Source organism: Psychrobacter sp. TS_SC_6, from assembly GCF_056156305.1.
On sequence record NZ_CM149590.1, the window covers coordinates 1,570,565 to 1,585,168 of the forward strand.

At 44.3% G+C, this 14,604-nt stretch carries 13 protein-coding genes; 7 read left to right on the forward strand and 6 right to left on the reverse strand.

All coding sequences use genetic code 11. The features are described from left to right. Positions 1-130: 130 nt before the first annotated feature. Complete coding sequence (locus AC0J5Y_RS06645; protein WP_475129960.1) at positions 131-1,468, reverse strand: basic amino acid/polyamine antiporter; 1,338 nt, start codon at positions 1,466-1,468, stop codon at positions 131-133. 10 nt (positions 1,469-1,478) lie between these two features. Continuing rightward, positions 1,479-2,405, reverse strand: coding sequence for a homocysteine S-methyltransferase family protein (locus tag AC0J5Y_RS06650; RefSeq protein WP_475132115.1), 927 nt, complete (start codon positions 2,403-2,405; stop codon positions 1,479-1,481). 500 nt (positions 2,406-2,905) lie between these two features. Here AC0J5Y_RS06650 and AC0J5Y_RS06655 point away from each other — a divergent pair, with 500 nt between their 5' ends. The 3 genes from AC0J5Y_RS06655 to AC0J5Y_RS06665 all read left to right on the forward strand — a co-directional run bounded on the left by AC0J5Y_RS06655 (position 2,906) and on the right by AC0J5Y_RS06665 (position 6,868). Further along, positions 2,906-3,970, forward strand: coding sequence for a 2,3-butanediol dehydrogenase (locus tag AC0J5Y_RS06655; RefSeq protein WP_475129961.1), 1,065 nt, complete (start codon positions 2,906-2,908; stop codon positions 3,968-3,970). A 326-nt stretch (positions 3,971-4,296) separates the two neighbouring features. After that, the gene (locus tag AC0J5Y_RS06660; protein ID WP_475129962.1) at positions 4,297-5,160 is read left to right on the forward strand and encodes a LysR substrate-binding domain-containing protein; all 864 of its coding nucleotides are present in this window, start codon (positions 4,297-4,299) and stop codon (positions 5,158-5,160) included. 283 nt (positions 5,161-5,443) lie between these two features. Beyond that, a complete protein-coding gene (locus tag AC0J5Y_RS06665; protein WP_475129963.1) occupies positions 5,444-6,868 on the forward strand; it encodes an aspartate ammonia-lyase in 1,425 nt (474 codons plus the stop codon). A 104-nt stretch (positions 6,869-6,972) separates the two neighbouring features. Here the strand turns inward: AC0J5Y_RS06665 and AC0J5Y_RS06670 are convergent, their stop codons facing one another. Continuing rightward, positions 6,973-7,857 (reverse strand): LysR family transcriptional regulator, encoded by an 885-nt coding sequence (locus AC0J5Y_RS06670; protein ID WP_475129964.1) that lies wholly within the window; start codon positions 7,855-7,857, stop codon positions 6,973-6,975. A 161-nt stretch (positions 7,858-8,018) separates the two neighbouring features. On the opposite strand from AC0J5Y_RS06670, the gene AC0J5Y_RS06675 reads away from it, so the two are divergent. Beyond that, on the forward strand, positions 8,019-9,158 hold the full coding sequence (locus AC0J5Y_RS06675) for an alkene reductase (protein WP_475129965.1): 1,140 nt from the start codon (positions 8,019-8,021) through the stop codon (positions 9,156-9,158). Positions 9,159-9,568: 410 nt separating this feature from the next. Here the strand turns inward: AC0J5Y_RS06675 and AC0J5Y_RS06680 are convergent, their stop codons facing one another. Next, entirely contained in the window at positions 9,569-10,042 is a 474-nt protein-coding gene (locus AC0J5Y_RS06680) for a hypothetical protein (RefSeq protein WP_475129966.1), read from the reverse strand. Positions 10,043-10,266: 224 nt separating this feature from the next. Between AC0J5Y_RS06680 and AC0J5Y_RS06685 the strand changes: the two genes are divergently transcribed. Then, entirely contained in the window at positions 10,267-10,941 is a 675-nt protein-coding gene (locus tag AC0J5Y_RS06685; RefSeq protein ID WP_475129967.1) for a hypothetical protein, read from the forward strand. Between the two features lie 146 nt (positions 10,942-11,087). Here AC0J5Y_RS06685 and AC0J5Y_RS06690 read toward each other — a convergent pair whose 3' ends face one another. Then, complete coding sequence (locus AC0J5Y_RS06690; protein WP_475129968.1) at positions 11,088-11,831, reverse strand: M90 family metallopeptidase; 744 nt, start codon at positions 11,829-11,831, stop codon at positions 11,088-11,090. 226 nt (positions 11,832-12,057) lie between these two features. Further along, positions 12,058-13,008 (reverse strand): EamA family transporter, encoded by a 951-nt coding sequence (locus AC0J5Y_RS06695; protein WP_475129969.1) that lies wholly within the window; start codon positions 13,006-13,008, stop codon positions 12,058-12,060. Between the two features lie 182 nt (positions 13,009-13,190). On the opposite strand from AC0J5Y_RS06695, the gene AC0J5Y_RS06700 reads away from it, so the two are divergent. Continuing rightward, positions 13,191-14,024, forward strand: coding sequence for an aminotransferase-like domain-containing protein (locus AC0J5Y_RS06700; RefSeq protein WP_475129970.1), 834 nt, complete (start codon positions 13,191-13,193; stop codon positions 14,022-14,024). Then, entirely contained in the window at positions 14,005-14,601 is a 597-nt protein-coding gene (locus AC0J5Y_RS06705) for an aminotransferase class I/II-fold pyridoxal phosphate-dependent enzyme (RefSeq protein WP_475129971.1), read from the forward strand. Before AC0J5Y_RS06700 ends, AC0J5Y_RS06705 begins: the two co-directional genes overlap by 20 nt. Positions 14,602-14,604 lie beyond the last annotated feature (3 nt).

The following is a 14,604-nucleotide window of genomic DNA, read 5'->3' on the forward strand; positions in this document are numbered from 1 at the left end:
GCACTTGTTTTCCTTGCTATTCAAATTTTTGGGATTGACATTATTAAGCCAAATATACGAACAAAAAAGAAGTCCAAAAAAACAATCGTTTCTTGGACTTCTTTTTTTGTTCATGACAATCATTTTGCTATTAATTTGATTGGTTTCGCAGGCGCTGCCGTGCCTGATAGCGACTATAATAATAAATCGCTAAGCCGGGTATATAGAGAAGCAGTGACAATAGCAGGTTCTCGACACCAGCGGCATAAATTAGCCAAATGCCATAGACACTCGCGCCCAGACCGATGGCTTTGATGCTCCAGCGTTCTGACTGCGCAAATGACACCTTGACCAAATACGCACCCACCAAAAAGTAAGGAATCAAAATCATCGAGGTGGAGATAATCACTAAGGTGTTATAACCCTCACCTGTCAAAAAGATCATCAATAAGCAAAGTTGAACAGTAGCACTGGTCAACAACAGCGAGGCAGTTGGCGTGCCTTGTGCGTTTTGCTTGGTGAAAATGCGCGGAAACGCATTGTATTTGGCAGCGGTATACGGCACTTCAGCAGAGTAGAGAATCCAGCTCAGATAAGACGCCAATACCGAGATGATAAGTCCAATGCTGATGACCCATTTGCCTACGCTACCCGTCATTTGTGCCATGATGCCTGCCATGGAGGGGTTACTGAGGGCAGCCACATCAACACGACTCATTACCCCAAGCGAGAGTAGGGTGATAGCGACATACAGCACCAGTGCCAAAATCACGCCGATATAAGTGGCGCGTCCGATATCAGAGCGTTTTTTGGCGCGCTGTGACAACACAATCGCACCTTCTATACCGGTAAATACCCATAAAGTGATGAGCATCGTCCCTTTGACCTGCTCCATAAAGGGCGCTTCCAACGTGGTGCCCGCGCGGTCGGCGTTAAAGGTTTGCATATCAAAGGCATAATAGGCAAACACAATAAAGGCAATGAGCGGTAGACTTTTGGCCAAAGTCGCTAATAAGTTGATAAAGGCGGCTTGTTTGACGCCGCGCAGCACCAAATAATGTACCAGCCATAAGATGATTGACTCACCAATCAGTGCCCCAATTGTGTTGCCTTCACCAAATATAATGTTGTTTGGCGTATCGACAAAGCTACCCAGCGCGGCAAAAGCCACCACCAAATAGCCCACCACGCCGATGGTGGCGCACAGCCAATAACCCCATGCCGAAAAGAAGCCCGCCAAATCGCCAAACCCTGTTTTAGCATAGGTATAAATACCGCCGTCCAGTTCAGGCTTGAGGCGCGATAAGTGCAAAAAGCAGCCCGCGAGGAACAAAATACCCACGCCTGTGATGATCCATGCGGTAATGATGGCGTCCACGCCTGCCACTTCAGCCATGTTTTGCGGCAAGCTAAAAATACCTGCACCGACCATCGAGCTGAACACGATGGCGGTGAGCATGGTTAACCCAATTTTTTGTCCGTTTTGCATGGTGCTATCTCTATTTTGTCGACGTACCTGTTGTTAAAGTACTTGTGAAATGCTGGCTCAAGGCCTCGATATGTTCAGGGCCAATACCGCAGCAGCCCCCGATTAGTGACGCGCCTTGGGCTTGCCATTTTTGTGCCCAGACCAAATACGCAGGCGGCGTGAGATCATCACGCACTTCATCGAGACCATCATTTGCCGTGGCGTCTTTTGGCTGTGGCGGAAAGGCGTTGGCATAAGCGCCAAGCTTGATGTGCGTCGCATTCTTGTCTTGCAAAGTGCTTTGCGCGACGTCTAGTGCTTGATCAATCACCTCAGGCTGACAGCAGTTAAACAGTATCGCCTCGACATTCAGATCTGCCAATGTCGCAACAGATTCTTGTACCGTCTCGCCTGAGCGCAAGCGTGGCACGTCGAGATGCTCGCTGTCTTCTAAGGTAAAAGACACCCAAAGCGGCTTTTTGTCTGCGTCTAAAGTGGTTAGCAATTCGCGAATAGCCACTGCTTCAGCAATCAAGCTTTGGGTTTCAGCCAGCCAAAAATCTACATGTGCACTCAGACCTTTGATAAGTGGCGTTGCGATATCTTCTACGTGTTCAGCATCAAATAAGTCAGCGCGATATGAGCCAAATAGCGGCGGGATAGAGCCAGCTACCTTGGTATTTGTGCCCTCAAGTTCGACTGCTGCTCGCGCCATTTCGCCCGCTGATGCTGCCAAGTCTTGTGCTTGCTCAGCAAAGCGTTCTGCACCAATATGAAACGGCACTAACGCGTAGCTGTTGGTGGTGATGACGGCTGCACCGCTTTGGATAAAAGCACGGTGTACGTCACGGACGATCTCGGGCGCTTCTATCATCGCCAGCGCCGACCACTCAGGCTGACGGAATGGCGCGCCGCGTTTTGCTAATTCTCGGCCCATACCGCCGTCAATAATCGTAATGTTGTCAGTTGACATAATAAGTCCTTCTTTATCGTGAATAAATGTCTCTATTAAGGCTCTGTTTTGAGAAGTAGAGTTATTGCAGGGGCGAAATACTAGGCGTAATGAGGGGCAGATGCAACCAAAAGTTTGGCAACACTGACAACTTATCACTTTTATTGTTTAATTCGATTATTTGCGTGTCAATATCAGCCAACACTATAAGGAATTAGCCCAGTAATGGACGCTATTAGATGTCTGTTTTACTATTTCTCTTAGAATATTCATAAGAGTTTTATGGACTATAAATAGTCATCATTTGATAGAGAAATTCATGTAATGACAGATAGTGATTGATATCAGTAGCTTGGCTAAGCGCTTGCAGTGGCGTTACGGTTAACCAACAACTGCGTATGGTTGCAGGATTGACAGGCCAACTTTAATCTGGGCATGATGTCAGTAAGTAATCCTTACTTTCATCGCGGTAATTGTTTTTATCACAACACTTGAAGGAGACTACTATGAAAGCAGCACGTTTTTATGACAAAGGTGATATTCGTATTGAAGACATTCCAGAGCCTACGGTAGCGGCAGGTACGGTCGGTATCGATGTGGCATGGTGCGGTATTTGCGGCACGGATTTGCATGAGTTTATGGAAGGGCCTATTTTTATTCCGCCTTGTGGTCATCCGCATCCCATTTCAGGCGAGTCCGCTCCTATCACGATGGGGCATGAGTTTTCAGGTGTGGTATATGAAGTCGGCGAGGGCGTTGATGACATCGAAGTCGGTCAGCACGTGGTGGTCGAGCCGTATATCATTGACGATAATGTCTCCACTGCTGAAGGAGAGAATTATCATTTATCAGAAAATATGAATTTTATCGGTCTTGGCGGACGCGGTGGCGGATTGTCTGAAAAAATCGCCGTCAAACGCCGCTGGGTGCATCCCATATCCAGTGACATTCCATTAGATCAAGCGGCTTTGATTGAGCCGTTAGCCGTGGGCTACCATGCTTTTGTGCGTAGTGGCGCGCAGGCAGGCGATATCGCGCTGGTCGGCGGTGGTGGCCCCATTGGTTTATTATTGTCCTCGGTCTTAAAAGCCAAAGGTTTGACTGTAATCCTGACAGAACTGAGTGCCAAGCGCAAAGAAAAAGCCAAGGAAAGCGGCGTTGCCGATTATATTTTAGACCCTACGGAAGTGGATTTGAGCGCAGAGGTGATGAAAATTACCAATAATCGCGGTGCGGACGTGGCGTTTGAATGCACCAGTGTCAATGCGGTGCTCGACTCGCTAGTCGAGCTGACCAAACCTGCTGGCGTGGTCGTGATTGTGTCTATCTGGAGTCATCCAGCATCAGTCAATGTCCATAGCGTGGTGATGAAAGAATTGGATATTCGCGGCACCATTGGCTATGTCAACAATCACAAAGACACCATTAAGTTGGTAGAAGACGGTTTGGTCAATCTTGAGCCTTTTATTACCCAGCGCATAGCCTTGGATGATTTGATTTCTAAAGGGTTCGAGACGCTGATTCACAACAATGAATCCGCGGTAAAAATCATTGTGAATCCGAATTTGTAAGCTATGGTTGAAATGTTTTAAAGTCGCTACAGTATTGCTGGTGTAAATTTTTTGCAGCATCGAGCTGCGAAGGCACAGCAAGCAAGAAAAATTTATACCCGTTCAGCGTTGCAATATAATGGTTTTGTTTTATAGTGAGTTCAGTATAAAAATAATACAGCGGGACTGGAATGAATTTTTTGCAGACTCTGTCTGCGAAGGCACAGCAAGCAAGAAAAATTTATTCCAGTTCAGCGTTGAAATATAATGTATCTGTTTTATTTAGAATCGACTATATTGAGAATCGACTATAACTCATGATCCTAATAATAAGTGTGATGAAATAAATGATAAGAGAACTTAAAACTTTTGTAGCCGTTTGCGAGTTAGACAGTTTTGCTGCGGCGGCGCGCCATATTAACCTTACTCAATCTGCGGTCAGTGCGCAAATGAAAACCTTAGAAGACAATTTAGGTTTGGCGCTATTTACTCGCTCCGCTAGAGCCATCACCCTCAATCCGCAAGGCTCTCGCATACTGCCTATTGCCAAAGAAATTTTAGCGCTGTATGCGACCATGCAATTGCCTTCAGATACTGACATTGCTAGCTACTACGGTCAGCTTAGAATTGGCGCTATCAACTCAGTGCAGGTGGGTATTTTGCCCGAGGCGCTAAAAGCCATCACCTTGTTAGCCCCGTTAATGCAAACAGAAATTGTTCCTGGGCGTGCTGTAGAGCTGTTCGAGAAGCTAGAATTGGGCAGTATAGACGCCGCCATAACCATACAGCCCGCTTTTGCGTTGCCAAAAGATATCGTCACTCAGTCTATTATGACGGAACCTTATGTGCTGATTAGTCCCAAAAAATGGCCTTTTTATAGTCTCAGACAAACGCTCGAGCAACATCCCTTTATTCATTACAGTCTACAGTCCTCAGCTGGCGCAAAGTTAAGCAAATTCTTCAAGCAACAAGACATCAAGGTCAATACCATCATGGAAATTAATGATCTAGATGCCATCGTTAGGATGGTCGAATCGGGTTTGGGGGTGGCTTTGATTCCTTATGCAGGATTATGGATTAGAAGTACAGCGCCAGTTCAAATCCACCATTTGGGGGATAACAGCTTGGTTCGAGAGGTTGTGCTCGCTTATCGTTATGCGGATCGCCAGCAGCCACAGATCAATGCCTTAAAGCAAGTGTTGGGACTGTGAGTTCTACAGCGTATTTATTTTAAGCCATCCATGTTTTACTGAGAATAGGCATTTATTGGTACGATTGGAGAGGCTAGGGTCAACGCAGTTATAGCACAATTTTATCTATGATACTTTTGATTGAGCACTAAAATTTTTGGGTCTGAGAGCGGAATATTTACGTTTTTCTTGCGCACTATTCTCGGTTACGATGGGTCTGCTTTTCAGCAATGCCCAGTGTAACTGTACATATTTGCCGCTTTTATCCCTCTTATTTTACTCATTCTCAAGAAGCCCTAAAATTATGACACACACAGATAGCCTGACCAACGACACAACTTTGACGCGTATTGAAAAAGATTTATTGGGTGAACAAGCTGTTCCCACTACGGCCTTGTATGGTATTCAGACGCAACGAGCGTATCAGAATTTTAATATTACGGGCGTGCCTATCAGTCATTTTCCTGATTTGATCAAAGCATTGGCGATGGTGAAACAGGCTGCTGCCAAAGCCAACTACCAACATGGCCTGCTTAGTGATGATAAAGTCAATGTCATCACCGATGCCTGCGCAGATCTGATTGAAGGCAAGCATCATGAAGCCTTTATCGTTGACCTTATTCAAGGTGGGGCTGGCACGTCAACCAATATGAATGCCAACGAAGTGATTGCCAATATTGGTTTGGCTAAGATGGGTTTTGAGTATGGTGAGTATCAGCATTTACATCCCAATAATGATGTCAATCGCTCTCAGTCGACCAACGATGTGTATCCCACTGCCGCTCGCTTAGCGGTTGTCTTTGCCGCGCAGCCGTTGATGGCTGCTATCACTAAGTTACAGCACAGCTTGGCCGCCAAAGGTGAGGCGTTCAGTGATGTGTTAAAAATGGGACGTACTCAGCTGCAAGATGCAGTGCCGATGACATTGGGACAAGAATTTAATGCTTTTGCCAGTGACTTGGGTGGTGAGACTGCTCGTATAGAACACACGTGTCTTCAGTTATGTGAAGTGAATTTAGGCGGTACGGCGATTGGTACAGGCATCAATGCGCCTAGAGGCTACGCGCATTTGGCCATAAAGGAGCTGGCAGCGGTCAGTGGTTTGCCAGTCAGGCTTGCAGATGATCTTGTGGCAGCGAGTGCCGATATGGGTGCCTTTATTACCTTTTCAGGGTCACTAAAGCGTTTGGCAATCAAACTCTCCAAACTCAGCAATGATTTGCGCTTACTCTCTAGCGGCCCGCGCACGGGTTTGGGTGAAATCAACCTACCAGCTATGCAGCCGGGCTCCTCCATTATGCCGGGTAAGGTCAACCCTGTGATTCCTGAAGCGATGAACCAAACGGCCTTTCAAGTCATGGGTACCGATTTGGCCGTGACCATGGCGGCAGAAGCAGGGCAATTGCAGTTAAATGCCATGGAACCCTTGATTGTTTATAACTTGCTTAACAATGCGCGTATGTTAGAAAAATCCATTCGTATGTTGGATGAGCTATGTATTCAGGGCATCACAGCCAACAAAGAACGCTGTGCGCAGCATGTAGAAAACAGTATTGGTATTGTGACGGCATTGGTGCCACACATCGGTTATGACAATGCCAGTCGTATCGCAGGCCACGCTTTATTGAGCGGTTTGGGCGTCTCCGAATTGGTCAGACAAGAAAAATTGCTCAGCGATGAAGAGCTGGCGGCGATTTTATCACCAAACACCATGGTGAATAACGTTTAGATCAGATCGATGCGGTTGTATGAAGACACGCTCTAGGGCGTGTCTTCTTTTTTATCACTGTTTTTAAAAGGAGAACACGGCCTAGCCAGCATAAGTTTCGTAATTCATAGATTTCGTAACTGTTCAATTAACCAACGATGTATACCACTGTCACTAGTACGTGGGTGCCATGCTGCTATGACTTTAAAGGTAGGTGGTAGTGCCTCGATTCTAAGCTCTTTAACCTTGTCGCTTGGCAACAACCGTGAAGGATAAAAAGCAATCATATCAGTTGTGTGCAAAATATTTGGTACTGCTGAAAAGCTAGGAACTGACATAACAATGTTTCGTTTTAGATCTTTTTCTGCAAACCACCGGTCATGAGAGCCGCGTAAATTAGCACGCGAAGGCGATACCACCAGCTGCGGGTAAGCGGCAACTTGTGCCAGTGTCAATATTTCTGTTGCAAACGTATTTTCATAACCAGTGACGCATAAATGTTGCTCTTCAAACAGAGTAACATAGGATAGGTTATCAGGAATAAACTCGGGAAAGGTAATCAGCAAATCAAGCTCGCCTGCCGCAATCAGTTGATTGATATTGTCTGAGGCAAAATCGCGGACGATCAACTTCAAATCTGGCGCGGCGCGGCGCGTTATATTAAACAACTGCGGCAATAATGCCTGCGTTGCGTAGTCGGTCGCGCTAATCGTAAATACGCCTTTATAGGTTTGCGGCGTAAAAATATCCGGCTCTAACAGCACTTCTAACTGCTTCAATATATGGTCAATAGATTGTTGCATCGATAACGCTTTTGGCGTTGCCACCATGCTATTGCCTTGTCTAATAAACAAGCGATCATCAAACAAATCACGTAACTTACGCAATTGCTCGCTGATGGCTTGTTGAGTCAAACCCATTTTGCGCGCGACTTGTGAGAGATTTTTTAGATCAAGTAGCGCCTGTAAAACTCTGAGTTGCTTAATATCGAGTCGATTTATACCATTCATTATGCATACCATTAATAATTGTATATTAAACAAGAAGTAGTTGTTTCTAATTGTACCCATAAAGCTCTATGCTGACCAACATTGCTTAAGTAGCTATAAGCATCAAAACAAGTCAAATACATTCAATCATAAGCCATCAACTCGCTTTAAAAGAGACATTTATGACACAACCTATTTCAAATACAAGTACATTATTTTCCTCTATAGAACTTGGACCTTATACGCTAAAAAACCGTATCGTAATGCCACCGTTGACACGATCTCGTAGCACGCAACCTGACAATATTCCTAATGATTTAATGGCAAGTTATTATGCACAGCGTGCTACCGCCGGTTTTATGGTCACTGAGGGTACGCAAATTGAGCCAAGAGGTCAAGGTTATGCATGGACGCCAGGCATCCATTCGCAAGCACAAATTGCAGGCTGGAAAAAAGTCACCCAAGCAGTCCATGCCAAAGGTAGTATTATTTTTGCTCAGCTATGGCATGTTGGGCGTGTGTCTCATACCAGCTTGCAGCCAGAAGGTGCTCAGCCTATTGGGCCATCAGCGATTACTGCTGACAATGTCAAAGTATTTATTGAAACAGGCCCAGGCGAAGGCGCGTTAGCCGACCCCAGTGAGCCACGTGCGCTCAGCACTGATGAAGTTGGCGAGCTGGTGACGATGTATGCTCAAGCTGCGCGCAATGCATTGGAGGCGGGTTTTGATGGGGTAGAGCTGCATTGTGCCAATGGCTATCTGGTGAATCAGTTTATCTCTGAGCATAGCAACACACGTGATGATCAATATGGTGGTTCACTAACCAATCGTCTGCGTTTCTTAAAGGAAGTGGTGGCGGCTGTCAGTGATGTGGTTGGTGCGGATCGACTAGGGGTGCGTTTTGCGCCGTTGTTTGCGAGTACGGATGAGACTCGTGTGTACTTGGGACTGGTCGAGTCAGATCCCCATCATACCTATATTGAGGCGATTGAAGTACTCGAACAAGCAGGTATCGCTTACTTATCCATTGCAGAGGCTGATTGGGACAATGCGCCTGATTTGCCAGAGACTTTTTATCAAGCAGTCAGAGCTGAGTTTTCAGGTCGTATTATTTATGCGGGTAAATATACAGTAGAAAAAGCAGTCAATGTTTTAGCCAAGGGCTATGGTGATTTATTTGCTTTTGGTCGTCCTTTTATTGCCAATCCCGATTTGCCTGAACGCATTGCCAATAATTGGCCACTCAATGAGGCCGATCCTGCCACGATGTATGGTGGCACTGAACTCGGCTATAGTGATTATCCTCGCTACGGCGAATAGTTTAAGCATCCAGAAATGTTATTGCTTATACTTTTAGCTGGCTGTCACTTGGGGGCGAATACTTCTGTTCTGTACCTAACGTAGTTACAAGTTAACTAGTGACATGGTTTAGTACGTTAAGCTCGATTGCAAATACAATAGAATTAATGATAGCTCTGTACATTAATTCCTTGAGACAGCTCAGCTAGTAATAGTATTAGTAGTGATGAAGATGACTTTATGAAGAGATAATACGTACGAGAATTAATCAATCATCAACCAATCTTGATAAGGATTTATCATATAATTATAATCCCATGAACTTATTGTACGGTAGCCTTAGTTTAACATAATATACATTATGCGAAAACAAACCAACGGCTTTAGAATTTGGGCACATCATATTTTGATGTCGATATATTGGTTTCTAATTAAGGACAGTTTTTAAGCAAATGCGCTCGTAAAGATGTTCCATCTTCATCCAAGATCACATCCGCCACTTGGCACACGGAATTATCACAGGACAATTCATAATAAATATCATGGCCATGCGCTAAGCTGACTTGAACCAAGCCTCTGGTCGTCAATGAAAATTGCTTGTCTTGTGCATAATCAGGATATTGAGAATTCCACAATACATCATAACCCACATGACAGGATGTTTGCGCTTTAGCAAAGTAATCTTGCTCACGCTGCATGGCAGCCTTTAGATCCGGATTGGCATATTGTTGTAACACCACTGGGTTATCCATTCCTTCATTGTTCACATCCTGTTGGTACATCTTAGCGACAGTATCGATTTTCATGGCAAAAGCTGTCTGTAACGGCTGCGTTAGATTAGCAGTAGCCGTGATAGCAGAAAACCCTATTGTGAGCATCACTATAGAAAATATCATTTTTTGCATGGTACCCTCCATGAAATATGACGTTTTAAGGGCTATATTCATTAAATAACATACAAAACACTACTTTATTACCTAATTGTGTCTATCAAGTTTATTAAAAAACACTGTTTACACAGCACCATTATAAACTTTGATGCGTTATTAGTACTATTGATTGGTAAATATACATTGACTCTAGTATGTGTTTTGGAATAACTTAAATAAGCCACGATAAGGATATTGTTATGATGCCATCTACTCGTTCTAATATTTTTCAGTCTTATCTTTATAAGCTATCAACCGCGGCAGGTTTTGGTTTAGTGCTAGCAATCACAGGGTGCCAATCTTCTGCTGAATCCAACGCCAGCACTCCAAATCAATCAATCGGCAACCCATCTGTACCTATAGTCTCAGATATGAGCCAGCAAACGCTCAAACAGCAAGCACTGCGTATCCAGCGCGCTCTTGCCAATAATGATTTTTCTAGAATCACAGATGATATTCACCCAACTCGTGGCGTACGTTTTTCAATGTATGCTTACGTAAGGACTGATACAGATAAAATCTTTAGCCGCAAGCAGTATGCTCAGTATCTACAACAATCAAAAATTCGTTTCACTTGGGGCGAAAAAGATGGTACTGGCGAGGCATTGGTAGTACCACTACCAGAATATTTAAGAACTTGGATTGATGCTAGCAAATTTAACAACGCCAGTATCAGTGTTAATGAGTTCCAACACAGTGGGAATATGATTAATAACTTAGAGACAATTTATCCCAATTCAGAGTTTGTTGAGTTTTATCATAAAGGCTCGGAGGAATACTCTGGTATGGATTGGCGCATCATGCGCTTGGTGTTTGATGAGTACCAAGGTAAACGCTATTTGGTCGCTATTGTGAATGAACAATGGACAGTTTAAATATTTTTATCTGCAAAAACAGATATTTACACCTATAAAAGATAATAAGAGGCAGTGTGCTTAAATCAACACACTGCCCTTTTTTATTGATTTTTTATACCTATATATTCATTATCTAACATTAATAGTGACTATTAATGATTTTATCAAAGCGGCGTTTGGCGAAAAAACTTCACCATTATGTCGTAAATATCAGGATAAGCATCAATCAGCTTTTGCGGCGTCTCAAAAAACACTTCACTCAGTACCGCAAAAAACTCCGCAGGATTGGTCGCACCGTAGCGATCAAGTCCTGATTTATGATGGCTTTGAAAATTCTCAAAGTCTCGCGTCATAATCTCCGTCCAGCGTGCCGGATCCATATCCGGTTGTAACGGCGGAAAACCATTGGCGCGACCATTTAGCATATCAAGTTTATGCACAAACTCATGAATGACGACATTGTGACCATCACGCTCACCTGAGTGCTTGGCATCCTTCCACGATAGAATGACAGGACCACGCAACCACGCTTCGCCGCTACGGTGCTGACTACCCTCATGTACGATACCCAACTCATCAACAGTGGTGGTTTCGCTTTTGTAAGAACCCGGATAAATAATAATGGCCGACCAGCCAGCGTACCACTCAAGGCTTAGGTTTAAAATAGGCAGGCAAGCTTGTAAGGCGATAGATTGCTTGACCGCATCGGTAATCTCGAAACCCTGCGCGCCAGTAATCGACTTATCCGCCAAAAACAACGTCGCCAGCTCAAACAGACGTATTAGCTCATCCTCATCTAGCCTATCAAGTATCACAATACGCTGAGCAGCTTGCAGCCAGTCAGCATGAGTAAACTCGCTGTTGTCCAATATGCGCTGCTCGCGCCAGTCTTTTATCATACTAAACATATTGAATTTCCTTTAATTTTGTCGTTAGACTGTGTTTTTCATTATTGCCGTTATGTGTTTTAAGGGATTAAGTGATGCTGACAATAAACCTATTTATCAAGATTCTAACGACAGCATAATGGGATATAAAGCGTTCAGAATAAAAAAAGAGCAATGCCTTATATGTGATGCACTGCTCTTTCTGTCTATTCTTACTAACCTATAGGAAGCTATAAGGTATTTACTATTATGCGTGAGCAGATTTCCTGCCTAGACCCATCTTCACATTAGCCAATATCAGTCCAGATAAGATGAGCACCATTGCTAGCATCTTCCACCATGTAACCACCTCTCCTATGAGCAGCACTGAAGTCGCCATACCGAATACGGGCACCAGTAAGGCAAATGGCACAATCTTAGAGGCGATATTTTGACTAAGTAAATGCGCCCATAGTCCAAAGCCGATCAGGGTTGAGACATAGACGATAAATCCAAGCGATAACCAAGCCTTGAAGGATGCCTGCGTAAATGTTGCAAGCGTCCATGCCTCATTTTCAAATAACAGAGAAGATAGTGTCAAAACTACACAAGCAATCAGACCGCCCCATACTACTAGTGATAGTGCAGACAGTGCCGATGTCCTATTTGAAGCTTTGTTGTTGCTATTAACAGGCAAGGCAGTAGAAATATTACTGGTACTCTGCTGCGTTGAGACCTGTTTTGAAGCAATATTGCCAAAACTCCAACCTATAGCCGCAATCAATATACAGATAAAGCCAACCAAGGGCATATCACCGCCGAGATTTAGCGCAATCACACCAAGCCCCAGCACACCAACTAACATACCAATAATCTGCATGCGACTCACAGACTCACCTAATATGACATACGCTAGCAAGACGGTGATGAAAATTTGAACTTGCAACAACAGCGCCGTCAAACCTGCCGATGCACCCAAATGCATGCCAGTGAATACAAAGGCATACTGCATAACAAACGTACCAATGGCATAGATAAATAACGTACGGTTAAATTTGGGCGGTTTAAGGAACAAAACCAACGGCACGGCAGTAAAGAAAAAACGTAGCGCGGTTAACATTAGTGGCGGAAAGCTTTCAAGCGCCCATGCAATAAAGGTAAAGTTTACACCCCAAATAAAGGCAACCAATATAGCTAATGTGATGTGTAGAAGGGTCATAGGCTTATCCTAGAATAGCTATTATTAGTTCTGAGTTGTTATTAATATTTGAATCTTAAGAACCAACTATAGTTTAAATATCCATAACAGACCCGATACAGTTTTACGAATGGTGAACAAAGTGTATAGTTACTCTTAACGTTACAATTAATCATGACATTGAAGAGATAAGCACATTCATTATGGTCGAAACCTATACGCTCAATCCGAATTTAACTAAGACTGCCGCCGTCGCTGAATGGTTACAGCAGCGTATTGACTGGCAGATTTACCTGCCCAATCAGCGTGTGCCTTCGGTGCGAAAGTTAGCGAAACTATTAAATATATCAAGCTTTACGGTGGTACAAGCTTACGAACAGCTGGTCGCTACCAACGTATTAACCGCCAAACCCAGCTCGGGCTATTATGTCAATACGCAAGCAAATTTAGTTCAGCCGAATGATGATAAAAGAGCGGTCGTTAAACACCCAGTAATAGACACGCGCTGGCTGGTACAGCAGGTCTTTAGTGATATTCCACATCGTCGCTCGCCAGGGGTGGGAACATTACCGAGAGACTGGATACGTAATGATAAGATGGAATGGGCCATACGGCAGGTCACCCAGCAAGCCGATAGCTTTATCTATGATTATGGCAATGTTCACGGCTATCTACCGCTACGTCAACAGCTGGTTCAACACCTACATACGCTAGGCATGCAAACTAATGCCGACCACGTAATTACTACAGCAGGAGTGTCGCAAGCCGTAACCATGATTGCGCGGCTGCTTACTCAAGCTGGGGATACGGTAGTCGTTGATGGTCCGGGCTGGTATTGGCTATCGAGTTGCCTGCAACAACAGGGCTTAAACGTCGTCTCTGTAGAACGTGACCATCAAGGGCCTAATATCGAGCACATGCAAAAACTGTTTGCCACGCATCGTCCTAAGCTATATTTGACCAATAGCGTGCTACATAATCCCACTTCTTATAATCTGCATCCTGCGCGCGCACCAAGTGCTCAATCTTATTCATGAGTACGACGCTTATATTTTTGAAGATGATTTATACGCTGCATTCGTACCAGGTGGTCAAGTATTGCGTTACGCCAGTCTTGATCAGTTTGAACGGGTATTTTATGCGACAGGATTTTCAAAGTCGATGGCGTCCGGCTGGCGCGTCGGCATGTTGGTCTGTCCTGATAACTATATTGATGATGTATTACGTATGAAAACCTTGAGTAATTCAAATACGCCAGAATTTGGTGAACGAGTTTGTCATCATTTATGGACGCATGGTGAGTATCGCCGGCAGATTAAAAAAGTGCAGCAGCATTTATATGGCGCTCATGAAAGAATGCGCCAAGCATTACCAAAGATAGGACTTATCTACCCTGAGCATACACAAGCAGGTCTCTTTGTTTGGGTAGACACGGGGCAAGATACTAGCCAGCTGGCATTAGATGCCTATAAAGAAGGTTGGCTGGTCGCACCGGGGCAATTATTTTATCCAGATGCCCACGACTCAAACCATCTGCGCCTAAATGTATCAACAACTGGAGATGAGTTTTTGAGATGGTTGGGGGATTATTTGGATAAAAGCTGTCAATACTGATAA

Coding starts and splice junctions, on each gene's coding strand:
- AC0J5Y_RS06645 (WP_475129960.1), bottom strand. CDS start 1,468: ATGCAAAACGGACAAAAAATTGGGTTAACCATGCTCACCGCCATCGTG.
- AC0J5Y_RS06655 (WP_475129961.1), top strand. CDS start 2,906: ATGAAAGCAGCACGTTTTTATGACAAAGGTGATATTCGTATTGAAGAC.
- AC0J5Y_RS06660 (WP_475129962.1), top strand. CDS start 4,297: ATGATAAGAGAACTTAAAACTTTTGTAGCCGTTTGCGAGTTAGACAGT.
- AC0J5Y_RS06665 (WP_475129963.1), top strand. CDS start 5,444: ATGACACACACAGATAGCCTGACCAACGACACAACTTTGACGCGTATT.
- AC0J5Y_RS06670 (WP_475129964.1), bottom strand. CDS start 7,857: ATGAATGGTATAAATCGACTCGATATTAAGCAACTCAGAGTTTTACAG.
- AC0J5Y_RS06675 (WP_475129965.1), top strand. CDS start 8,019: ATGACACAACCTATTTCAAATACAAGTACATTATTTTCCTCTATAGAA.
- AC0J5Y_RS06680 (WP_475129966.1), bottom strand. CDS start 10,042: ATGCAAAAAATGATATTTTCTATAGTGATGCTCACAATAGGGTTTTCT.
- AC0J5Y_RS06685 (WP_475129967.1), top strand. CDS start 10,267: ATGATGCCATCTACTCGTTCTAATATTTTTCAGTCTTATCTTTATAAG.
- AC0J5Y_RS06690 (WP_475129968.1), bottom strand. CDS start 11,831: ATGTTTAGTATGATAAAAGACTGGCGCGAGCAGCGCATATTGGACAAC.
- AC0J5Y_RS06695 (WP_475129969.1), bottom strand. CDS start 13,008: ATGACCCTTCTACACATCACATTAGCTATATTGGTTGCCTTTATTTGG.
- AC0J5Y_RS06700 (WP_475129970.1), top strand. CDS start 13,191: ATGGTCGAAACCTATACGCTCAATCCGAATTTAACTAAGACTGCCGCC.